At 69.8% G+C, this 21475-nt stretch carries 15 protein-coding genes and 1 pseudogene; 7 read left to right on the top strand and 9 right to left on the bottom strand.

What is annotated here, in order from left to right; translation table 11 throughout:
• Positions 1 to 33 precede the first annotated feature (33 nt).
• The 3 genes from BLU79_RS47595 to BLU79_RS32695 are packed head-to-tail and all read left to right on the top strand — an operon-like array spanning position 34 to position 3085.
• Positions 34 to 378 carry a hypothetical protein gene (locus tag BLU79_RS47595; RefSeq protein WP_143052542.1) on the top strand — a complete coding sequence of 115 codons (345 nt, stop codon included), beginning with the start codon at positions 34 to 36 and terminating at the stop codon, positions 376 to 378.
• 5 nt (positions 379 to 383) lie between these two features.
• Positions 384 to 1412: a hypothetical protein gene (locus BLU79_RS48390; RefSeq protein ID WP_107489320.1), complete on the top strand. Its 1029-nt coding sequence runs from the start codon at positions 384 to 386 to the stop codon at positions 1410 to 1412.
• A complete protein-coding gene (locus BLU79_RS32695; protein WP_093909597.1) occupies positions 1409 to 3085 on the top strand; it encodes a hypothetical protein in 1677 nt (558 codons plus the stop codon). The genes BLU79_RS48390 and BLU79_RS32695 overlap by 4 nt, the downstream gene beginning before the upstream one ends.
• Here the strand turns inward: BLU79_RS32695 and BLU79_RS32690 are convergent.
• From BLU79_RS32690 to BLU79_RS32665, 6 genes are all read right to left on the bottom strand, one after another.
• A complete protein-coding gene (locus tag BLU79_RS32690) occupies positions 3069 to 4865 on the bottom strand; it encodes an APC family permease (RefSeq protein WP_177001268.1) in 1797 nt (598 codons plus the stop codon). The genes BLU79_RS32695 and BLU79_RS32690 overlap by 17 nt on opposite strands.
• 136 nt (positions 4866 to 5001) lie before the next feature.
• Positions 5002 to 5313 (bottom strand): GNAT family N-acetyltransferase, encoded by a 312-nt coding sequence (locus tag BLU79_RS32685; RefSeq protein WP_093909595.1) that lies wholly within the window; start codon positions 5311 to 5313, stop codon positions 5002 to 5004.
• Positions 5314 to 5335: 22 nt separating this feature from the next.
• Positions 5336 to 5815: a hypothetical protein gene (locus BLU79_RS32680; protein WP_093909594.1), complete on the bottom strand. Its 480-nt coding sequence runs from the start codon at positions 5813 to 5815 to the stop codon at positions 5336 to 5338.
• A gap of 122 nt (positions 5816 to 5937) precedes the next feature.
• A complete protein-coding gene (locus BLU79_RS32675) occupies positions 5938 to 6960 on the bottom strand; it encodes a DNA-directed RNA polymerase subunit alpha (RefSeq protein ID WP_093909593.1) in 1023 nt (340 codons plus the stop codon).
• 140 nt (positions 6961 to 7100) lie between these two features.
• Positions 7101 to 7817 (bottom strand): transporter substrate-binding domain-containing protein, encoded by a 717-nt coding sequence (locus tag BLU79_RS32670; RefSeq protein WP_093909592.1) that lies wholly within the window; start codon positions 7815 to 7817, stop codon positions 7101 to 7103.
• Positions 7818 to 7897: 80 nt separating this feature from the next.
• The gene (locus tag BLU79_RS32665) at positions 7898 to 8674 is read right to left on the bottom strand and encodes a LysR substrate-binding domain-containing protein (RefSeq protein ID WP_143052541.1); all 777 of its coding nucleotides are present in this window, start codon (positions 8672 to 8674) and stop codon (positions 7898 to 7900) included.
• A 525-nt stretch (positions 8675 to 9199) separates the two neighbouring features.
• On the opposite strand from BLU79_RS32665, the gene BLU79_RS32660 reads away from it, so the two are divergent.
• Genes BLU79_RS32660 through BLU79_RS32650 form a run of 3 tightly spaced genes read left to right on the top strand, consistent with a single transcriptional unit; the run spans position 9200 to position 18667 of the window.
• Positions 9200 to 12850 (top strand): AAA domain-containing protein, encoded by a 3651-nt coding sequence (locus BLU79_RS32660; RefSeq protein WP_177001267.1) that lies wholly within the window; start codon positions 9200 to 9202, stop codon positions 12848 to 12850.
• A complete protein-coding gene (locus tag BLU79_RS32655) occupies positions 12850 to 16212 on the top strand; it encodes a phospholipase D-like domain-containing protein (RefSeq protein ID WP_093909589.1) in 3363 nt (1120 codons plus the stop codon). The genes BLU79_RS32660 and BLU79_RS32655 overlap by 1 nt, the downstream gene beginning before the upstream one ends.
• Complete coding sequence (locus tag BLU79_RS32650) at positions 16190 to 18667, top strand: ATP-binding protein (RefSeq protein WP_143052540.1); 2478 nt, start codon at positions 16190 to 16192, stop codon at positions 18665 to 18667. The genes BLU79_RS32655 and BLU79_RS32650 overlap by 23 nt, the downstream gene beginning before the upstream one ends.
• A gap of 14 nt (positions 18668 to 18681) precedes the next feature.
• Here the strand turns inward: BLU79_RS32650 and BLU79_RS32645 are convergent, their stop codons facing one another.
• On the bottom strand, positions 18682 to 19656 hold the full coding sequence (locus BLU79_RS32645) for a hypothetical protein (RefSeq protein ID WP_177001266.1): 975 nt from the start codon (positions 19654 to 19656) through the stop codon (positions 18682 to 18684).
• Between the two features lie 160 nt (positions 19657 to 19816).
• Here BLU79_RS32645 and BLU79_RS32640 point away from each other — a divergent pair, with 160 nt between their 5' ends.
• Positions 19817 to 20044, top strand: a complete 228-nt coding sequence (locus BLU79_RS32640) for a hypothetical protein (protein WP_093909586.1) — start codon at positions 19817 to 19819, stop codon at positions 20042 to 20044.
• Positions 20045 to 20080: 36 nt separating this feature from the next.
• Here BLU79_RS32640 and BLU79_RS50100 read toward each other — a convergent pair whose 3' ends face one another.
• Positions 20081 to 20470: a CHAT domain-containing protein gene (locus BLU79_RS50100; RefSeq protein WP_177001265.1), complete on the bottom strand. Its 390-nt coding sequence runs from the start codon at positions 20468 to 20470 to the stop codon at positions 20081 to 20083.
• 116 nt (positions 20471 to 20586) lie between these two features.
• Positions 20587 to 21475, bottom strand: a pseudogene (ilvC, locus tag BLU79_RS32630) (ketol-acid reductoisomerase); the annotation flags it as partial.

Here is a 21475-nt window from a genome sequence, read left to right as displayed (position 1 = left end):
TGGATGGGTACGGCACACGGCGGCGGGGGAGACATGGCAGACATGACGGCGACCATCTCCGTGAAGGTCGAGGGGCCGGTCGGCCTGGACGACCCGCAGGAACTCCTCGAAGAGCTCGGGCAGGCGACCGGGCTGGCCTGGCGGCTGGAGCCGGCCGGGCGGGACGGCACCCTCGACGGGGGGCTCGCCGAGACGATGCTGCAGGCAGTGCTCGGCGGTGCCGTCGGGGCCGCGGTGCAGGCCGCCACGCAACTGGCGGTCGACAACTGGCGGCGCCGCAGGCTCGACCCGCCGCCCGTCATCGTCGTCGTCCGGCCGCCCGAGCCTCCGCAGGACCCACAGCCGCCGCGCCGCACCGACGGCCCCGAGGGGAGCTGACCGGCATGGCATCACGGGCGGTGGTGGTGGGGGTCGGGACGTACGCCGACGACTCCGGCATACACGGGTATCCGACGATCGAGGCCAGCGCCCGCGCATACGGGGAAGCGCTCGGCCGGGACCCGCGGTGGGGCACGGCGACCCGGTCCCCGGTGCTGGACCGGGACGAGGTGCGGACCGCCGACGGCGTGATGCGCGCCCTCCACGAAGCGGCCGCGGCCGGTGAGGGACCGCAGGACACCCTGCTGGTGGTGTACGTCGGACACGGCGCCTATTGGCAGGACGTGCCCGGCGGCCAGGTCCACTTCGCGCTCGGCTCCTCCCGGGTCAACGAGCCCTGGACCTGGCTGTCCGCCTGGTACGTGTACCGGGCGATCAGGAAGAGCAAGGCGGGCCTCAAAGTGCTGATCGCGGACTGCTGTTACTCCAGCATGCTGCCGCACCTGGGCCCCGAGTCCGCCCTGCCGGGCGTCCTCGGCACCCGATACCAGGGCACCTGCGTGCTCACCGCGGTCGGCGGCAACGTCCACAACGCCTGGGCGGGCGCCTGCCCGAACCTCCCCGCCCCCCTCGACAGTTGCACGACCTTCAGCGGCCATCTGCTGAACGTGCTGGCCCAGGGCATGCCCGAGCACCCCGACGACCTCACGCTCGGCGCGCTGCGCGCCGGCATCGACGAGGGCATGCAGGAGTGCGGTGTCCACCACACCCCGCGGATGCTGCTGAACGACGCCTCGGAGGCGGCCTCGCTGTTCACCAACCACGCCAAGGGCCGCCGGTCCCGCACGCGCGCACCGGTCACGGTGGACGAGTGGGTCCGCGAACTGCTCCTCAACGGCGAGCGCAACCTGCCCGAGCTGATGCGCTGCCCCGACCTCGCGGGCCGTGTGGTGGTGCGACTGAAGGCCGGCGACGAGCAGAGCCGCGAGCTGGCCCGCAGGGTCGACGCCAGGGCGGGCGAACTGCTGCCCGACCCGGTCGACTTCGTCAGGTACTGGGGTGAGATCGAACCCGCGATGCTGGGCGGCGGATGACCGGCACCGAGGGCACCCACGGTGCCCGCCGCACCGACCATCTGTTCCAGCCGGACCTGACCGAGTCGCTCAACGAGGCGTACGCCTGGGTGACCCGGATCGAGGTCCCGCAGTTCGTGGGAATCCTGCGCAGGATGCGGGAGGAGCACCGCGGGGCGATGGCCATGCGCGCCCTGCACGCCTTCGCGCTGCGCCGCCCGGTCGGCGAACTCGTCGAGCTCGTCCACCACTTCGACCGGCGGGACGCGGTCATGCTGATGGCCACGGCAGCCCTGTCGCGGCCCGTCGGGGAGGCGGCCGAGCTGGCCGTGATGCAGCAGGAGGCGGAGTCCGGGAGCGAGCCCGCCACGATCACCGCGAGCATCGTGCATGACGTGGCCTGCCAGCGGACGGCGTTCGACGTGGCGGTGTTCGTGCGGGTTCTCGAGCAGCGGCAGTCGGCGCTCGCCAAGCGCACCGTGAAGGTGTTCGCGGGCGCCGGCTCCGGCCGCACCAACCTCGACAAGGCGCTGCTGCACACCGCGCTGCGCGACGAGGGCTGCCATCGCGAGGCCGACCGGTTGCTCGGGCTGACCCTGCGGGCGATCGCCGACGGCCCGCCGGGCGCCGCCGGAGCGGGCGAGGACGGCGAGGAGATCGCCGACCTGGCCGGCGCGTTCCAGCATCTCAGCCCGGCCGGACGGGTCCTGGAGCGCTGGGTCGAGGAGCGGCTGGCCGCCTCGGACGCGACCGAGGTGGAGCGGACCAAACGACTGGTGGCGAGGCTGATCGCCCGGCGCGGCACCGGCCATGACGCCCTGGCCGAGCACATCGGCCGCACCACACAGCCCCGGCACCTGGTGAAGCTCTGCGCGATCCTGGCGAAGGACGAGGCGTCCCCCGCCAAGTGCGCCCTGGTGCGGCACCACGCGGCCGGGTACAAGAGCGTGCAGGAACTGGCCGTGCTCGTGGCGTCCTGGCAGCGAGTACCGGTCCTGACCCGTACCACCAGGGATCTGCTGGCCGACATCGTGGCGGGCCCGTCCGCCTCCGGCTTCGCGCCCCGCCCCTTGGAAGAGCTGCGTCAGCTGGACGAGTGGCTGCCCCTGGAGGACGCCGCCCCCGAGTGCTCCCGCCTGCTGCGCCATGCCGCCGCGGTACGCGTCGAGGGGCGCTCCGGCGCCGACCTGGTGACCCTGCTGGGCCGCGTCGAGCGCAGCCGGGACCGGACCCGGGCCGCGCTGGAGGCGGGGCGCCGGCTGGCCGTGGCCGTGATGGAGCCGGACGCGGACCGGGACGGGTTCGTGGACTGCCTGCGTGCGCTGCACGAGGCCAGGCTCTCGGTCGCCGTGCGCGCGGCGTGTCGCGAACTCTCCGATCCCTCCTCTCCCGGGGCGACGGTCGACGCCGAGCTGGTCGCCGATGTCGCGGGCCGGCTGCACCGGGCAGGCCTCGACAACGTGGCCTGGACGCTGCTCGAACGGTTCCTGGAGAACGAGCAGTTGGTGACGCGGACCGATGTCGTGGAGGTCGTGGGCCAGGTGCTGGAGCTGCCACTGCCGGACGCGGAGCTGCTGCTGCGGGCCACGGTGGGCCGCTGGTCGGACGTGGGCCACCGCGATGACACGGTGGCCGCGCTGCGGGCGGCCGGCCGGAGCGAGGCGGCCGAGTGGGTCGTCAAGTCCCTGCGGTGACGGACGGTTGCACCCGGGGCTCCTGGCGGGGAGCGGGCAGGGTGGGCGGTACGGAGTCCATGTAGCGTCGGCAGGCCCGCACCAGCAGCGGGAACACCACGGCGGCCGACAGGGCGGCGACCGGCAGCGTCACCTGGTCGAGGTCGTACTCGTCCCCCAGCAGCGTGCTTGCCACGAGTACCGCGAGATACGCCAGGAACAGCAGCACCGGCCGCACGGCGGGGTCGTCCGGGTCGGCCAGGCGGGAGACGTGTTCCCGGGCGTCGTAGCGCCGCAACAGGCGTCCCACGAAGGGCAGGTCGAGTCCCGCCAGCCACGGCAGCCCGAGCAGCAGCGCCGAGCCGATCCCCACGGCGGCCATGCCCCGCCATACGTCGTCCCACCTGGCCTCGTGGATGACGACGGCGATCGCCACGAACGCGGTGTAGGAGAGGGCCAGGTGCACGATCCGCCGCGTTCCCCGGAACCCCGGCGGTTTCAGCGCCACCAGGACGACGCCCGGCATGGCGTACACCACCAGCGCGGGCACGCTGTTGAGGGCGACCAACTCCTCCCAGCTGCCCCGCGTCAACGCCAGCATCACCAGCCCTATGGCGAAGTTGACCAGCAGGATCATCCAGTACGCGTCGATCGCGCCGCCCCGGAACCGGAACGAGGCCCGGCGGGCCGTCTGCAGTCCCCGGTGGGTGAGGTGGGCGCGGCTGAGGGCGGCGACCTCACGGGTCAGCGCGTGCGTGAAGACGATGCCGGAGCCCATCGGGGACAGCAACGCGTTCACGCGGATCAGCCAGCCCAGCCCGGTCATCTCCAACGCGAAGGCGATCTTGGCGTACGGCGAGTCGAGCATGTTCCCGTCGAGCCACCCGCACTGCATGCCGAACACCCACTGCAACGCCGCGTACAGCAGGAACGCGCCGACGAGAGTGCCGTACACCGCCCATCGCAGCCGTGCGGCCTCGCCCATGCCGCGCCGTTTGACGTTGCCGGCGAAGTCGAGCGGGGCCTGGAAGCCGATGTACGCGTAGATGATGCTGCCGCCCAGCACCGTGTACAGGAAGTGCGAGGAATTCCCGGCCTGTTCCTTCAGGACCCTGGCGCTCTCCGTCCCGCCGCTGAGATACCAGACGTCGCGTGGCTGACAGCTGTGGCCGGTGTCGAGGGCCGCGAGCCACAGACAGACGACGACCAGCAGCGGGATGACGATCTTCACCACGGTGATGAAGAGGTTCAGCCTGATCAGCCGACGGGGCGGCAGCAGGTTGAGCCCCACGATCAGCGCCATGAAGACGACGGCGCACAGGAGGCCGGTGTTGGACAGGTCGTAGGGCTGGCCCACGCCCGTGGCGAGTTCGCCGGCCCTCTCCAGCTCACCCGAATTCTCAAGCAGCGAGGGAAACTTGTACGCCAGCCCGCGGACCATGGCCGCCGCCTCGCTCGCCGGGTTCACCGCGTACACGATCCACAGCCCCGCGGCCACGACGGAGGCCACGAGCGGGCCGGCGGCCTGCAGCGGAAGGAAGATCAGCCCGCCGGTCTTCGGGACGGCGATCCCCAGCTCGACCATCACGGCGGCGATCAGCAGCATCAGCACCGCGCCGGCCACCCACCCCCACACGGCGTACTTTCCGAGCCCCCAGAAGGCCGGACCGGCGGCCAGCAGCCACCCGGACCCGAGAACCCCACCGGCGGCAAGCCCCACAAGGTCCGAGGTCGACAGCCGCCGCCGCTCGTCCGCATCCTCCGCCGACCCCGCCGACACACTGCCCCGGCCCCCGCCCAACCACCCCAACTTCTCCCCCTCCACCGCAGTTGCGAAGGAGCAACGCTAGCGGCGCGGGCGGTGGCGGGGCAGGGGACGCGCCGGGGATCGGCGGTGGCGGACGGTGGCCGAACTCCTCGGCAGGGTGCCCTTCCGCTCAACTCAGCGTCAGGTGCACGAGCTCGAACTCATGACCCCGGGCATGGGCGGAGCACCGGCTGCGCCCGGTCACGGCGAAGCCGCACTTTTCCAGTACGCGGATGGATCCGGCGTTGTCGGCAGCGGCGTCGGCGTGCAGAGGGCGGGTGCCCTCCAGCTGGATCAGCTCGGCGAGCGCCCGGTAGGCGATGCCTCGGCCCCAGTGGGGTCGCCCGACGACATAGGTGACCTCACGCTCGGAGGGCGAACCGAACACCGCGGCATGCCCGACCACCACGCCATCGCCGACAACGGTTCGCAAGAGCGGCATGCGGGGATGGCTGGATGCTGCCTTACCCGCCCATTCCGAAGGGCAGGCCTTGACGATCGTTGCTCAGCGAACGTCGTATGACGTTGACCAGCTTCACCTGGGCTTGGGCGGAAGCCTGCCTGGCCTGTTCGAACTCCTCCGGGCTCAGCGGGTCACGCAGCGGAGTGCGTTCGCCTCGTTCCACCTGGTCCAGGAAGGAGTTGATGGCACGGCCGAAGTTGTCGATTTCCGTCGCGACTTCCGCGGGAGCGACCAGGCTGACGCGTATCAAGGCCGCGCTCCACTCGCCCCAGTCGTAGTCCCAGCCGCGCCGGTCACCATGCGCTCGCCTGAGTTCCATCGTGAACTTGGCGTAGTGGCTGAACAGCTCCTGATAGGCGGCAAGCTGTTGATCACGTGTCCACTGACGATCCTGAGCACGGCGCGTGACGATACCGCCGACCAGCACACCCGCTGTGGCGGAGAGCGCACCAGCGGCCGTTGTCACCAACGTGTCCAGCATCTAACCCCCTGAAGCGTGTGCAGACCGACGATGAAGCCGCTGACGCCGGCAGGGCCGGGGCAGGCCGCGCCGAGCTCGGTCCCGTGGACCGGCATCGGGCGAACCTGCCCTGGCGCAGCGGTTCAGTACTGCTCGGTCTCCACAAAGCCCGCGTCACCGTCATTGCCGGCGTCGAAGGCGTCGGCGGCGGCGGTCGGATTGAATCCGGGCGGGCTGTCCTTGAGGGCCAGGCCCATGTCGGCCAGCTTCGCCTTGACCTCGTCGATCGACTTCGCACCGAAGTTGCGGATGTCGAGGAGGTCGGCCTCGGAGCGGGCGACGAGCTCACCCACGGAGTGGACGCCCTCACGCTTGAGGCAGTTGTACGACCGAACGGTGAGGTCGAGCTCCTCGATCGGCAGTGCCAGATCGGCGGCGAGCGCGGCGTCCGTCGGGGACGGACCCATGTCGATGCCCTCGGCGTCGATGTTGAGCTCACGGGCAAGCCCGAACAGCTCGACCAGCGTCTTACCAGCAGACGCCATGGCGTCACGCGGACGCATCGCCTGCTTGGTCTCGACGTCGACGATCAGCTTGTCGAAGTCGGTGCGCTGCTCGACACGCGTGGCCTCGACCTTGTATGTGACCTTCAGAACCGGCGAGTAGATGGAGTCGACCGGGATACGGCCGATCTCCTGGCCCGCCTGCTTGTTCTGCACGGCGGAGACGTAGCCGCGGCCGCGCTCGACGGTGAGCTCCATCTCCAGCTTGCCCTTGCCGTTGAGCGTGGCGAGGACCAGGTCGGGGTTGTGCACCTCGACACCGGCCGGGGGCGCGATGTCGGCGGCGGTGACCAGACCCGGACCCTGCTTGCGCAGGTACATCACGACCGGCTCGTCGTGCTCCGAGGAGACGACCAGCTGCTTGATGTTGAGGATCAGGTCGGTGACGTCCTCCTTGACGCCCGGCACGGTGGTGAACTCGTGCAGGACACCGTCGAGACGGATGCTGGTGACAGCAGCGCCAGGAATCGACGACAGGAGGGTTCGACGGAGGGAGTTGCCGAGGGTGTAACCGAAGCCCGGCTCCAGCGGCTCGATCACGAACCGGGAACGGAACTCGTCGACGACCTCTTCGGTCAGGGACGGACGCTGAGCAATCAGCACGAGGTGTTGCCTCCAGTGGTTTGGCGCCCGTTGCGTGACGCCTTGGACACCATGAAGGGTACGGGCGGTACGGGCGATACTGCCTCCGAAGAGGCCGAACCGCCGGTGATGTATCCGACGGCGACGGTGTGTGGACCCTGCTAGGCCGACGGGGCCACCAGGGTTTCCGGCTGCCCTGCGCGGCGCAGCGACGCGGCGACGAAGCCGTTGGCTTTCAGCTCCTCGACCAGCTCCCGCAGGAATCGCACGGTTTCCGGACGCCGGGCCCTGGTCGTGCCGACGGCCTGGCGGATCTGCATGAATCCCTCCTGGATCAGCCGCACCTCGGGGTGCGTGTCTGCGTAGGCGGTCATCGGCTGCCGGATGCCCGCCCCCACCTCCAGGCCTTGCGCGGCAAAGACGTCGACGCCTTCGTCGCCGCGCACGAGGGTGGCGTGGCGCAGGGTCCGGGTGAGATAGAGATCGTAGGCGGACCCGGACTTCACGCCGATCCTGACCCCGGGCGCGTCGACGCTCTCGGGCTTCGTCAGCTCGGAGTCCCGGGGTACCGCGTACACGCCCTCGATGAGCACGTACGGGGCTGTGAACGCGACCTCCGCCTCGCGCGCGGGCTCGATCGCGAGGAAGCACACATCGGCCCGCCCACCGGCCATCGCCTCGAACGACTTCCGTGCGGCGTCGAAGCAGAGGAACTCCACGGGCACGCCGAGCCGGGCCGCGATCTCCTGGGCCAGATCGACGGTGATGCCGCTCGGCGCGTCCGGCGTGCCCTGGGCGAGGACGGGATTGCCGAGGTTGATGGAGGCGCGCAGGACACCGGTGGGCGCGAGGTCGGCGGCGAGGGACGGCAGGCTCATGGCGGGAGTCTAGGTCGTGTATCGAATGAGCCGGTCAGAGCGGATGGTTGAGTGCCTGTGACCTGCGTCGGCTGATCGCGTCACGTCTGCCCGGCGGCGGCCGAGGGCAGGATGCCCGGCACGCCGTCGGCCGTCGGCCGGGTCGCGTCGCTGAGGGCTCGCAGGAGGGCCGCAGCGGGGATGTTCCGGGCGTCCGGCCAGAGCAGGGCGAAGACATGGCGGACCGGGAAGCCGGTCAGCGGGCGGGTGACCACGCGGGGGTCGGTGTGGGCGGTGACGGCCAGGGTGTTGAGGACCGCGAGGCCGATGCGGTGGGCCACCAGATGGTGCAGGGTGAGCTGGTCGTCGACGGTGGCGGCGATCCGGGGGGTGAAACCGGCTTCGCGGCAGGCCGCCAGGAAGCGGGCCCGGCCGGACTCCAGCACCCAGCGCTCCTCGGCGAGGTCCGCCAGTGAGACGAAGGGCTGGGCGGCGGCCGGGTGGTCGGCGGGCAGCAGCACGCAGCGGCGGTCGGTGAGCAGGGGGATACGGCTCAGCCGGGGATCGATGTCGATGGTGAGGGACTCGCGCCCGGTCTCCGGCTCGACGGCCGGGTCGACCGCGTCCACGTCGCACATCACCGCCAGCTCGATCTCGCCGTTCAGCAGCAGACCGTGCGAGACAGGGCACTCGGCCTGGGTGACCGTGACCTCCAGCTCCGGATGCGTGCGGCGCAGGGCGCCGAGGGCGCGGGGCACCAGGGAGACGCAGCTGCTCTGCATGGCCGCGAGCCGGACCCGGCCGCCGCTGGGGGAGTTCAGGGAGGCGAGCTCCTCCTCTGCCAGCGCATCGGCGGGCATGCGCTCCGTACGCGTCACCGAGGTCACCAGCCTGGGGCGGGCCGCCTTCAACGAGTGCGCCAGGTGCTCCAACCGCGACAGACCGTCACGTGGGTGGTGTGGCGTACCGCGTCCCGCACCTGGATGCTCACCCTCGCGCAGCCCGTCGGGGCGAAGGGCGCCGACCGGCTCGTCCCGCCGGCCCGCCAGATCACTTCCCAGCTCCCCGGCTTACACCGCACCTCATCAGACCAGGATCTGTGCAGGTCTGATGAGGCGCGGCGGGGTCCGCCCTTCCGATGTCCCGGAAGGGAACAGCCAGCGCCGTGACCTGTTGAGATGGGCGGTCACGGGGCGCTCCATGTCCGGCATTTACGCATGCGTTGGCGTCGACGGAGATGCGCAGACGCCGCAGTTCTCACGAACCCCTCGAATACGGCCTCGCCCAGATGGGCAATCAGATAACGTTCCCGGACATATAAGTCGGGGCGGGCGAGGGCACGCGCACGGACCAGCGCATGTGAAGCCATGCGGGGTTGCTGCGTGCCTGGAGGGGCTGGGCCGATGGCACTGGGGGAGATGGACGCGCTCGTCACGGCGTTGTTCTGCGGAACCGAGTCTACTCCTTATGGATCCTTCCGGGTCCCAGGCGGGGGCAGCCGCGCTGAGGGGGCCGAACTCCTCCCGGGCACGCTGTACCGCTACGAACTGGCGGACCGGGCGACCAAAGCGCCTGTCACCGTGCAGTTCTACCTGGGGGTGTCCGGCCTCGGTGAGGGCTTGTGGAAGCAGGAACTCACCGTCCTGCGGAGGGTCGCGGCCCTGCAGCATCCCGCGCTGCCCGGCCTCGTGCACGGCGGGTACATAGAGGAGTCCGCGACCAGGCGCTTCGGTATCCGCGGCTGTGCCTACGTTGTCACCCGTTCCGGACAGCGACAGCTGTACGACGAAACCGACCCGGAATATGGGATGAGGCCGGGACTCGCGGAGGAGATCGAGGACCTGCGCGACAACCGCCGTGAGGCGGTCGCTCAGTTCATGTCGCTTGCCGACGCCTTATCGGTGTTGCATGACATGAGGATCGTGCACCGCAACATCTGGCCGGGGACCATCAGCCGCGCCAAGATCGACGGCAAGGACCAGATGGTGCTGAGCCGGTTCGAGATGAGCGGCCTGGTGTCGAACCTGCTCAGATCCTTCCTGCTGGACGCCCGCGAGCGGGCTGCCCACGCGCGCAGACTGATCGTGTCCCAGGGCAGCGATGCCCTGGTGTACTTCTCCCCCGAGCGCCTCCGCTTCCTGCTGCAGGAGGGAGCCCGTTTGGAGGACTTCCGGTCGGACACCTACAGCTTGGGCATGGTGGTGGCGGAGTGGATGACCGGCCCCATCCCCGACCACCTGCTGGCGGAGGCCGAGGCGGCTATGACGGCGGGGCCCGAAGCCGCTCCCGACCCCGATCGGCTCCTGGCTGCCGCACACCGTGTCAATGGGCACTTGGCCGACGCCGTGCGAGTTCTGCCCGGCCCTCTGGCCACCCTGTTGCGCGACATGATCGAGTGGGGAAAGCCGACCGGACGGCCGTCCGCAATGGACGTCGTCGGGCGGCTGAGCGACCACTACGAGCTGGTGACGGTCACCACCGCGGAGGGGAGCGACGCGGAGCACCTGCTCGTCTTCATGCCGGACGAGTGCCGCAAGACACTGCTTCAGTGGGAGCTGATCGATCTCGATCCGACGAGTGAGGAAGGCAGACTCGAGACCACCGAGTTCATCCTGAGCGACCTCCGCGAAGCCCGGCTTCTGCACCTTCCCGATGGTGCGTTGCCGTTCGTGCCGGGTGCCGACGCCGACAAACTGCGCGCCGCCGACCAGCTTCTCATGGGTCGTGACATTGCTTGGTTCTGCCGCCTCTACGAACCCGATCGGGCCGGTCGGCACCGAGGCACCCCGGACCCGCGCGGCCTGCTGCTGACGTTCGCACTACAACTCGACAGCGCGCGCGGCCGCAGCCTCCTGGCCACTGTGAAGAAGGCCAAGAAATGGCGCTTCATTCCGCCGAGAGTGCGGATCGAAGCCTCGGACATCCATCCCAGGGAGATGGGGGCCCAACTCAGAGGCAGCCCCTCCTGGGAGCCGCTGCTCGAGGCTGTCCAGCAGATCGCCCCGAAGACCAGGGCGGAACGGGAGTACGCCCAGGCTTTCGAGTGGCTGCTGCAGTTCCAGCGGATCGAGCTGGAGGCCCGGCGGTATCCCTACGTCATGGTCGAAGAGCCGGACCAGCGGGGCTCTGCGGTACTGCGCTTCGACGAGGAACGGGACCGCATGTGGCGGTTCGGCTCGGCCATGGCCACCGCATTCGCGAACACGCCGAGTCTGCGTCCCTTGATGGGCGACTTCTTCGCCGGGTCCAGCAACGAGGACGGCACGGTATCGGTCTCGGTTCACGCCGACGACAAGGGGAGGCCCGCGCGGACCCCGTCCTTCACCGGCGATTGCATCGACGCCCACACCGACACCGTCACGCTGGCGGTCGGCCGGCGCTCGGAGTCGATCCCCGAGAAGGGGTGGCTCATCCTCGCCGACGATTTTGGCTCCTGGATGGCGCTGGACCGGCAGCAGCATGCCGCCTGGGAGCTACTGGAAAACAGGGTACTGGTCGAGCAACTCGCCGGGCCCAAGGCGGCGAACCCGGTCTCCCTGAACAAACGGAGCACTGCCGAGCGCGTCGTCGAGGCGCTCAGCGACGTGGAGCCGCTCTTCGCCCTCCAGGGCCCGCCCGGAACGGGCAAGACCGAGGTCACCTCCCGGGCGATTGTGCGCTACCTGGAAAGGGAGCCCGGCGACCGCGTCCTGGTGTCCACCCAGTCCAACTTCGCCCTGGACAACATCGCCGAGCGGCTGCTGCGCAAACTGGACTTGCTGTCGGGTGACGTCCCTCTGGCGCAGGCCAACTCGGACGTGATCGCCGTACGCGCCAGCAGCATCCGCCGCGAGGACAAGGTGGACGAGCTTGTGAAGCCGTTCCTGATCCACCACCTGGCCGAGCGCACCCAGCAGGAGATCATCAGCCGCACTTCGGAGAAACTGAATGACGCGCACGGCGACGAGAGGGAGAAGGAACTGCTTGCCACCTGGCGCGAAGTGGTGCGGGACAGCCTGCCTGAGCTGATCGACCGCCTGCACCGTGCCGCCAACCTGGTCTTTGCCACCTGCTCGTCGGCCACGCGCGACGCACTGGCCCATGCCGCGGACACGGACCTGTTCAACTGGGTGGTCATCGAGGAGGCCGCCAAGGCCTGGCCGACGGAGCTGGCCATCCCGTTGGCCCGTGGCACCCGATGGTCGCTGGTGGGTGACCACCGACAACTACCCGCGCACCGCCGCCGAGAGGTCCTCGACTTCCTCGACGTCTGCGAGCGGTCGGGGGACTTGGACCTACAGCTGCACGGCAAACGCAAGGACAGTTACCTTGACGTCTTCGGCATGTTCGGCCACCTCTTCGCCCACGATCCGACCCCTCCGGTCAAGGACCCGCCTCGGCACACCCTGCGCACCCAGTACCGCATGCGGCCGGCCATCAGTCAGATCGTCAGTCGGCTCTTCTACGCTGTCGACCCGCCCGACGAGGACGGACACGTCGACATCGATGCTGAGGGACTGCTCGCCACCGGGCGGGACGATACTCCCGTTCTGAGCTTGCCCAGCCCGGAGGCGGTGCTGTGGCTGGACACAAGCCACATCTCCGACTGCTCCGAGGAACCGGCCTGGTGCAATCCGGGCGAGGTGCGGATCATCAACTCCCTGCTCCAGTCGCTGAAACCGCGTCCGGTGCCCGGCCACGACGGCTACGGCGACCATCCGGTGGCCGTACTCACGCCCTATCGGCGCCAACTGGAACTGTTCAATTCCTGGGGTGAGATACGCCCGCACGCCTCCACCATCCACGCCTTCCAGGGCCGGGAGGCCAACGTCGTCATCGTCTCCCTGGTCCGCGACCAGAAACGCGGACCCGCGGAACAGCCGTGGCGCAGCATCGGCCACCTGAACGAACCAGAGCTCGTCAACGTTCTGTTCTCCCGGGCCCGCGAGCACCTGATCGTCGTCGGCTCCTTTGAGCACTTCCGTTCCCATGGCGGACCGATGTGGGAGGACGTGTGTGCACTGGTCCAGCGCTACGGTGTGATCGTCCCCGCCGGTGAAGCAGGGGTCATCTGATGCCCGCACTGCGCATCTTCCTGCCGTACGAGGCAGTACCGGCGCGTGTCCAACTCGGTTACGGCGGGACGCTGTCCCGAATCGAGTCCACCGTGCTGCGCGGCATCGTCGAGCTGTGGACCGCACAACAGCGCATGGAACGCGAGCGGCACGGCGTGAGCCTGAGCAGGCTCTCCGGGATGTTCGAGATAGGCAACCGGATGACCCTGCACCTGGTCTTCGACCTGTGGCGGCGCGACTACGTCACGCTCGACATGTACGGCGCGGAGGTGGCTCCGACCCCCCTGGTGCTCGAAGCCTTCGCCCAGGGCAGACAGGACGAGCTGACGGGCGGCGAGTTCACTGTGGAGACCGTCGACGTGTGGCTGGACCGGGTCAGCGGCCATCTGACCGGGCGCTCCGGTCATACGCACCCACCCGACCGCGACCTGGTGGTGCCGGCGCATCCCCTGTTCAGCGCCACGGTCGACGACATCACGGGCAGCGACCTGGTTCGGGCCGTGCGGGAGACGCTCGCCAAGCGCGTCCAGGAGCGCGAGGCCTCCGCGCCGCCCCACCGCCCGCAGGGCAGGAACCTGCGCGTGCTGGAGGCACGTCTGATGCCCGCCCAGCAGCTCACCGCAGCCAGGCGCACCATGTGGTTTCCCGTGGACATCACGGTGCGGCAGGACCCGGAGAGCGATGTCGTCCGGGTCAGTGTGGTGCAGGACTCGCGGCGCAACCTCGCACACTGCGAACGGATCGGCAGGCAGCTGACCGAATTCCTGGACCGGCGGCCGGAGCACCGGTTCTCAAGGAAGTTACGGGCCAGTCTGGAGATCCGGCTGGCCGACCCCCCGTCCCTGGAGCGCACCGTCACCCGGCTGGAGACCCTGGCGGGGCGGGCTCTGACTGCGGCGGCCGGCACCCGCGGCGCGTTGCACGACAGCCTTGTCGAGGCCCTGCGCACGGCCCACTCGCAGGTTGGGGCGCGGGTGGACGGTGAGGCCGACGTCCGGCTGGTGCGGACGCACAAGGACTACCGTGCCGCGATCCGGGACGTGATTGCGGCCGCCGACCGGCAGGTGATCCTCGTCGCGTCGGCGGTCAACTTCGAGGGGCTGTCCGACCTGCTGCCGACGCTGCGGGCCGCGGTCGAACGGGGCACACAGCTGGTGCTGCTGTGGGGCCGCGGACACAACGAGACGATCGAATCGCGCGCGGCGAACGCCCTGGAGGAACTGCGCTACGTGGGGGAGGAAGGCAAAACGGGCGAGTCGGTCGTGCTGGTGTCGCGGCGGCCGGGGAACGTCAACGCCAACATGGTGGTGGCCGACAACCACACGGCACTCGTCGGGGGCTACCCCTGCCTCAAACGCCTCGACCGCAATGCCGACCAGCTCGGCGCGCTGGTGACCGCCACCGAACCGGGCGGCTGCGAACCCGTCGAGATGATCCTGCGCTGGGTACGACGGGCGATGCCTGACGGCGCGACCGCCTCGGCGGTGTACTTCCGGGAGCGCGACTTCGCCCGCCACTTCGACGGATGGGTCCCGCCGTCGCAGCGGCTGACCTGGTCGGAGCTGCCCTCGCCGCTGGAGCTGGACACCGCGGCCTCCGACACGGCCGTGCGCGCCTGGGCGCTCGCTTGGCGCCACTGCGCGGAGGAGGTACGACGGCACTTGGCGGCGCGCACACTGCCGTCGGTCACCGTGGTAGAGGACTCCGCGCACCGCGACGCGCTGTGGGAGGCCGTGCGTTCCGCTACAGCACAGCTGGTCCTGGCGAGCGAGACGATCGCTCCAAGAGTGGTCAAGCAACCTCTCGTCGATGTCCTGGCGCAAAGGGTCCAGACCGGTGTACGGGCCGACGTGTTCTACCGCCATGTCCAGAAGCATGGCGCGGACGCCCGGGACCTGCTGGAGAGGACAGCCGACTCCGCTTCGGGTTTCGCCGTGCACCGGAGCGATTCGGCCGCACGCGCCCTGATATGGGACGACGACCTGATCGTCGGCAGCTTCGACTTTCTCTCCCACGAGGGTTCCTTCCGCGGTCTGCCGGGCCGCAGACCGGCAGCAGAGGTGAGCCTGCGGGTCACCGGCGGAGGACTGGCCCAGGAGGCGGCCACCCTGCTCGGCGCGCCTGCCGTACGCCGCCCCGGGCCGCGACCTGTCCGGGGTGACCGACTCGACCACCGCTCCAACCGCCTGATGGTGGAGCTGGAGGGGTGCCCGGATCCAGGGCAGCGTGCCGAACTGGTCAGGAGAGCCATCGGCCAGGGCGATCCCGCCGTACTGCTTGCCGAGCTACGGGAGGCGGAGGCGCCGGACGACCTGCTGAGGGTCGTCGTGGCTGCCGCGCTGCGCGGCCGCATCGACACCGTCGGCCGGGACCTGCGCAAATGGGCCGACTGGCTGGTCGCAGATCTGTGGTCGCGGGGCCGCTTCGTCGAGGCCTGGGTGCTGCGCCGGGCACTGCCGGACGGCGCGCTGCCGCTACTGCCGGCGGCTGCCGCTGCCGCTGCGAACACGGCACACCTGGGCGAGGCCCTGGAGACCGCTGCCCTGCAGGAGCCGCCGTCCCCGGGTCACACCGCAGCGCTCATGGCCCTCGGCGTCAGCCAGTTACTCGCCTGGTCCGGCACGTCCGAGCAGCCCGCCATCCCACCGGACCTGGCCCACCGCGTGCGCGAGACCCTCGGCTTCCTCGTGGCAGAGGGACGGGCAAGGCCGTGCTGGAAGAAGCTGGCCGAACTCGCCCGGCAGTGCCCGCAGGGGATCGTCGAGAACCCCGGACCCGCCGTCGTCGCCCGTCGGCAGCTCGTCTGGCGCGACCGGGGCAGCAGGCTCACCGAGGCCTGGGACGAGATGGACGAGGCGCTGGCGACGGCCGGGGCGACGAACTTCCGCTTCGAGGCCGGACTGAAGACCCACGAGCATCTCTTCCACGCCCAAGGCCTGTTCGGCGAGTTGCGCACCGTCCTCAACCGGCGTGACGTGACCGGCGCGGCCCAGTGGGCCGGGCGGCCCGAGGTGGCGGACCTGGCCGCCCACGTCGACCGGACGACCGCCGAGTTGATGGCAGGACACAAGAACAACGTCATCCACAGCAGTAAACGACGGGTCTACCTGGACCGGTTGCGGCAGGTGAAGGGAGCTGCCGGAGTCGTCGCGGCGTTCCACGACGCGGAGCGCGATGTGGACATGGCGTACCAGGTGACCGAAGCCCGCCCGACCGCGATCCGGCTGGCCGAGGTCTGGCCTGAGCTGCACGCCGACCTGCACGACCACCCCGCGCCGGAACGCCACCTCACCGAGCACGCGTTGACGGCGCTGACGGACATCAGGGAATGGGGGAGCGGTGAGTGCGGGACGGACGGATGAGCTGGCAGTGGTGGTCACGGACTGGCCGGCGGCCTGGCAGCAGCCGGGGCTGTTCGCGCTGGGTCTGACAGGCGTCGGCATGACGGCGACCGCCGCCGCAGACACGGTGTTGGCCGGCCTGCTGGATCCGGTCGCCGACGTGGCCGAGGGCGTGCAACGGCTGATCGATTCCGAAGAGCTCCGGCCAGCGCGCACGCTGCTGGAGCGGACCGGCACGAGCCTCACCGAGGAACAGCGCACGGAGCTGGCCGACCGCATCACCCGGGCTGCCGCTGCCGCCCGCACCGCGCGGCAGCCCCGCGCCCACCGGCTGGCCACCCGGGCCCGGGCCCTCAAGCTCCCTGCCGACGAGGAGTACTGGAGCCTCCTCGCGAGCGACAGCGGACGGGAGGCGGACGGAGCACTCGATGAATGGGAGGAGGCGCTCGACGGCGAGGCCGCGAAACGTCGTACAGCCATCGAGAAGCACTTCGCGGGACTGCACCGGGACCGGATCGCCATTGCCAGGGCATGCCTGAAGAGCGGCGAGTACGCGGTCGCCGAACATGTGGTCACGCAGACCGAGCACGAGCAGGGGTGGCTCGGTCCCGCCAGCGTCTCCCGGCCACCCCGATGGCCGTACCGGCATTCGTACGACAGGGTGGTGGAGTGGTTCCTCGGCAAGGCCGCGGCCCCCGCGGACTTCGCCGAGCACCGTCCCGCGCCGTCGGACGAGCAGGCCTGGGCCCTTGTCACCGCCCTGCAGGACGCCTACGCGGAGCTGAACCAGAACAGTGCCCGCGTGCTGGCCGACGCCTTCGGCCATCTCATCCAGGACGCGCCGACCATCCACCGGGTGCGGCCCTCGGACAACGGCGGCTTCACCGTCGAGCTGTCCTGTTTCGTCGACGCCCGGCTGCCGTGGCTGGCCCCGTCCTGGCGGACCACGCTGCACATCGGCACGCGCCTGCCCGAGCCAGGAGCGGAGCCGCTGCTGTGGCTGCCCACGTCCGTCGACCGGCCCGTCCTCCCACAGGGGGTGGCGGTGGTGGAGCCGCACCTGCTGTTCAGCCTGCTGGAGCCGGACGGTGAAGGTCGGTCCTATCCCACCCAGTGGCGACGGATGAACATGCTGCGGCATGTGTGCGCGCAGCTGCCCTTCGATCAGGTGGTCAACCTGGCGGAGCAGGATCTGGGCGACGAGGCAGGGATCAGGGCATCGCTGTTGTGGTTGTTCGACGTGCTGGGGCTGTGTGCGGCTCCGGAGGTCGCGGACATGGTCCTCTTCTACACGGCGGCGGTACCGGCGGCGCTGGAGGCGATGCTGCGCGAACTGAGCCGACCGCGGCGTCCTCGGGACCTCGTCCACGAGGACCTGTCCCGACTCAGGAACGACCCGGACGCGACCCGCGCCGTGCGCGCGGCAGTGTTCGCACCGCTGAACGACGACATGCCGGCCCGCGTGGTCTGCGGCGCGCTGCTCGGCGCGGCAGCCCGGCTCGGCACCGACCGGGTGAGCATCCGCCGGCTGGACGCCGAGTTGGACGACCTCACCATGCTGCTGATGGAGGAATACGAGCGGGAAGGCGAACGGCCCCGCAACCTCGCCCTGGAGCGCATCGACATCGACAACACCCTGACCCGCGTCGAGAACGCCGGCCTCGCCGAGCGGCGCGGCGACGACGTGGTGCTGCCCGGCGCCGGCCTGGTCTCCCTCATCGCGGGCGACGAGGCGATCGCGGACACCGTGCGGGTGCTTCGTCGGCTGCACGAGAATCTCGACGAGGCCGAGGAACTGGCCAGGCTCCTCCTTCTAAGCCGCACGGAGCGGCAGAACAAGCACGTCAAGAAGGGCTTCCTCTACGCTCTGGACCAGCTGCGCGGCCGCCAAGCGGTGACCGGAGACCCCGTGGAGCGCAGGGCCATCGAGGACCAGATCACAGCATTGGACGAGCTCGTCGCCGACTGCACGGCCATCGAGAGTGGCGATGTGGAGCACGCGGTGCGCACCACGACGTTCGACTTCGTCGGGCTGGCCCGGTCCCTCATGCAGGCCCAGCGCCCCACTGGACGGGTCGAGGTCGAAGTGGTGGACCGTACGGAGGGGGACGGCGATGTGACGGCCCGACGACTGCTGGTCCAGCTGACGCTGAGCGACCTGATCCTCAACGCCACCCAAGCCATGGACGAAGTCAAGTCGCCCCGGCGGGCGGTGCGGATTACCGTGCGCCACCAGGACACGGCCACCGAGCGCTTCCTGGTCGCGGATGTCGAGGACAGCGGCCCGGGGTTCGGCAACACCGACCGAACCGAACTGGACCGTGTCCGCAAAGCCAACGGGATGCCCGGCGGGGAGGGACTCCAGCACGCACTGCGGGCCTTGGAGGCGTGTCGGGGCAAGCTGGAGCGAATCCAGGGCAATTCGCCCGACTTGGGCGGGGCCCATCTGCGTGTCTGGCTGCCTCTGGCGATGTGACGCGGCCTCCTCGCTCACCCGGAGCCGATGAGTTTCTCCACCAGTTCGACGAGCGGGACCAACCTCCCGTCCTTGTCGTTGTGCTTGGGGATGACGGTGCGCACACCGAGCCTGCTCTTGACGCTCTCGGCGTCTTCGAAGGGAAGCTCGGCCGACATGAGTGCGGTGGGCATCGCGGGGCGCAGCTCACGCAGATTCTTCAGGACGATCTCGCCGTTCTCGTCGGCCATGTTCTCGTCCAGGTGGCGGTCGACGAGAGCGCAGTCGTAGTCCAGTGGATGGTTCTGGCTCAGCATCTCCGTCCAGGCGGTGAACGAGGTCACGACCTCGCAGTCATACACACCTCCCAGGGCCCGGGCGAGCGCTTCGCCGATCATGTCGTCGACGATGAGGACCTGTTTACGGCGCGGCCGTTCGGGGACCGCCTCCCCGTGCCAGGCCTCCGTCTCGTGCTGGAAGAGCCCGCAGAACCGGTGCCAGTGCGTCAACTCAGCCCTCTGCTGCGGCGGCATGGCGTCCACGTACACACCCAGCCGGTCGCGTGCCCTACGGATCTCGGCCCAGGACGCGGCCCGTACCCGCGACTTGCGTTGCCAGGGGCTGCCCCGCCACAGACCCAGCAACGCGTCCACTTCGGTGGCGGGGGTCTGAGAACCCAGGGTTGCCACACCGTCGCGGAAGACCAGCGCGTCGATGCGGTCCGGCGGGACTGCCAGGACGTAGTTGCCCCCGGCGCGCGGTTTCGGGATCGGGACGTCCTTCCTCAACCGCATCATTGCCCGCGCGACCGGATTGTTGTCCTCGACCGGGAGACTGGACCACAGCTCCCTGCGCAGCCAGTCGGCCGAACGGCCCTCGGGACCGGCGAGCACCAGGGTCGCCAGCAGGTCCCCGGGCAGCGCGGCGAGGTCGGAGTGGGTCCCATCGGCAAGGCGGACCCTCGGGGAGCCGAGGACCTCGACCTGGATGCCCGCAAACTCAGTCGACACCGCCTGGGTCATTTCCTCACCATAGCGGCAGGTGACGTGCGACGGTGACCGCCCAATGACCAAACCGCTGTCTTTTCGGTGTACTTGGGCTGCGCGGGCATCCGAATGTCATCGTGGCCCTACTTGGGCTGGTCACCGGGTCGGCCAGAGACTCGATGCCATGACAAGAACACGCAGACTTCAGGCAACCGCCGCCGCGGGTGGATCCACGGCCGCCCTCGTCACCGCCGCCGCGACCACCAACACCCCCTGGCTGTACGGGCTCGCCGTTGCCAGCGCCTCCATACCCTGGCTGGCGTCGCTGGCCTGGCGATGCATCTTCGCCGCGAAGCCGTCGGCGGTACGCAAGGACCTGCTGGAACTCGCCCGGATCGAGGGGGAGAACTGAGGGCGCGGGCTGGGCAGATGCGCGAGCATCGTGCTTTCAAGGACCCAAGTGCACCAGACTGGCGAAGGCGAGCGATTCGCGGCGGGAAGAGGACCGCACCTCCTGCAGGGCCCGGTGCAGGGCACGGGCGGCATGCTCCGGATGCAGCCGTCCGTCGGCGTCCGAGAGCGCCCTGTACACAGAGACCGCGGTGCGCTCCGCCACCGCATCCCCCAACTGCCCCAGTGCCGCGATCACATGGCGGAAACCGGCCGATTGGAAGGCCGCCGCCAGCGTCCGCCCTCCGCTCTCGTACTCCCGGCCGTCGCCGGCAGTTCTGGCAGCCGACAGGTAGGCCAGCGCCCCGTCGGCGACGAGATCGCGCGGCAGATGTCGCCAGGTGAGCTCTTCGGTACCGAAGAGCAGTCTGGGACAGTCCTCGAACACGGGTACGACACGAACCGCGTCGAGCAGGTGATCCAGTTGGGCCTGTGCCCGGTCCGTCCGCCGCAAGACCGGCACATCGAACGATCCGGCGTCGAGGTGGACAAAGGCCCAGAGCCATCGTTGTACTTCTTCAGACCGCCGTGGTACTCGTCCATCCAGGCCTGGGCGAAGGTGCCGTCCTGGATCTCGGCGAGGACCTGCTTCATCTCGGCCTTGGTGGCGTCGGTGATGATCCGCGGGCCGGTGACGTAGTCGCCCCACTCGGCGGTCTCGGAGATCGACCAGCGCATCTTCTCCAGGCCGCCCTCGTACATGAGGTCCACGATCAGCTTCAGCTCGTGCAGGCACTCGAAGTACGCGATCTCCGGCTGGTAGCCGGCCTCGGTCAGCGTCTCGAAACCGGCCTTGACCAGGGCGGCCGTACCACCGCAGAGGACGGCCTGCTCACCGAACAGGTCGGTCTCGGTCTCCTCGGTGAAGGTCGTCTTGATGACGCCGGCGCGGGTGCCGCCGATGCCCTTGGCGTACGACAGGGCCAGCGCGAAGGCGTTGCCGGTGGCGTCCTGCTCGACAGCCGCGATACACGGAACGCCGCGGCCCTCCTCGTACTGGCGGCGGACCAGGTGGCCCGGGCCCTTGGGGGCGACCATGCAGACGTCGACGCCGGCCGGGGGCTTGATGAAGCCGTAGCGGATGTTCAGACCGTGGCCGAAGAACAGGGCGTCGCCGTCGTTCAGGTTCGGGGCGATGTGCTCCTCGTAGACCTGGGCCTGGATCGGGTCCGGGACGAGGATCATGATGACGTCGGCCTCGGCGGCGGCCTCCGACGGGGTCACCACGCGCAGGCCCTGCTCCTCGGCCTTCGCCTTGGACTTGGAGCCCTCGTGCAGACCGACGCGGACGTCGACACCCGAGTCACGGAGCGACAGCGCGTGGGCGTGGCCCTGGCTGCCGTAACCGATGACCGCGACCTTGCGGCCCTGGATGATGGACAGGTCGGCGTCG

The organism is Streptomyces sp. cf386 (assembly GCF_900103585.1).
In the GTDB taxonomy this organism is placed as follows: domain Bacteria; phylum Actinomycetota; class Actinomycetes; order Streptomycetales; family Streptomycetaceae; genus Streptomyces.
The sequence above is the reverse complement of the archived record's forward strand: the minus strand, read 5'-3'. Positions and strand labels throughout refer to the sequence as shown.

Excerpts from the sequence above, each read along its gene's own strand:
- BLU79_RS32640 (WP_093909586.1), top strand. The coding sequence starts at position 19,817 with ATGACAAGAACACGCAGACTTCAGGCAACCGCCGCCGCGGGTGGATCC.
- BLU79_RS48390 (WP_107489320.1), top strand. The coding sequence starts at position 384 with ATGGCATCACGGGCGGTGGTGGTGGGGGTCGGGACGTACGCCGACGAC.
- BLU79_RS47595 (WP_143052542.1), top strand. The coding sequence starts at position 34 with ATGGCAGACATGACGGCGACCATCTCCGTGAAGGTCGAGGGGCCGGTC.
- BLU79_RS32660 (WP_177001267.1), top strand. The coding sequence starts at position 9,200 with ATGGCACTGGGGGAGATGGACGCGCTCGTCACGGCGTTGTTCTGCGGA.
- BLU79_RS32670 (WP_093909592.1), bottom strand. The coding sequence starts at position 7,817 with ATGAGCCTGCCGTCCCTCGCCGCCGACCTCGCGCCCACCGGTGTCCTG.
- BLU79_RS32655 (WP_093909589.1), top strand. The coding sequence starts at position 12,850 with ATGCCCGCACTGCGCATCTTCCTGCCGTACGAGGCAGTACCGGCGCGT.
- BLU79_RS32680 (WP_093909594.1), bottom strand. The coding sequence starts at position 5,815 with ATGCTGGACACGTTGGTGACAACGGCCGCTGGTGCGCTCTCCGCCACA.
- BLU79_RS32695 (WP_093909597.1), top strand. The coding sequence starts at position 1,409 with ATGACCGGCACCGAGGGCACCCACGGTGCCCGCCGCACCGACCATCTG.
- BLU79_RS32685 (WP_093909595.1), bottom strand. The coding sequence starts at position 5,313 with ATGCCGCTCTTGCGAACCGTTGTCGGCGATGGCGTGGTGGTCGGGCAT.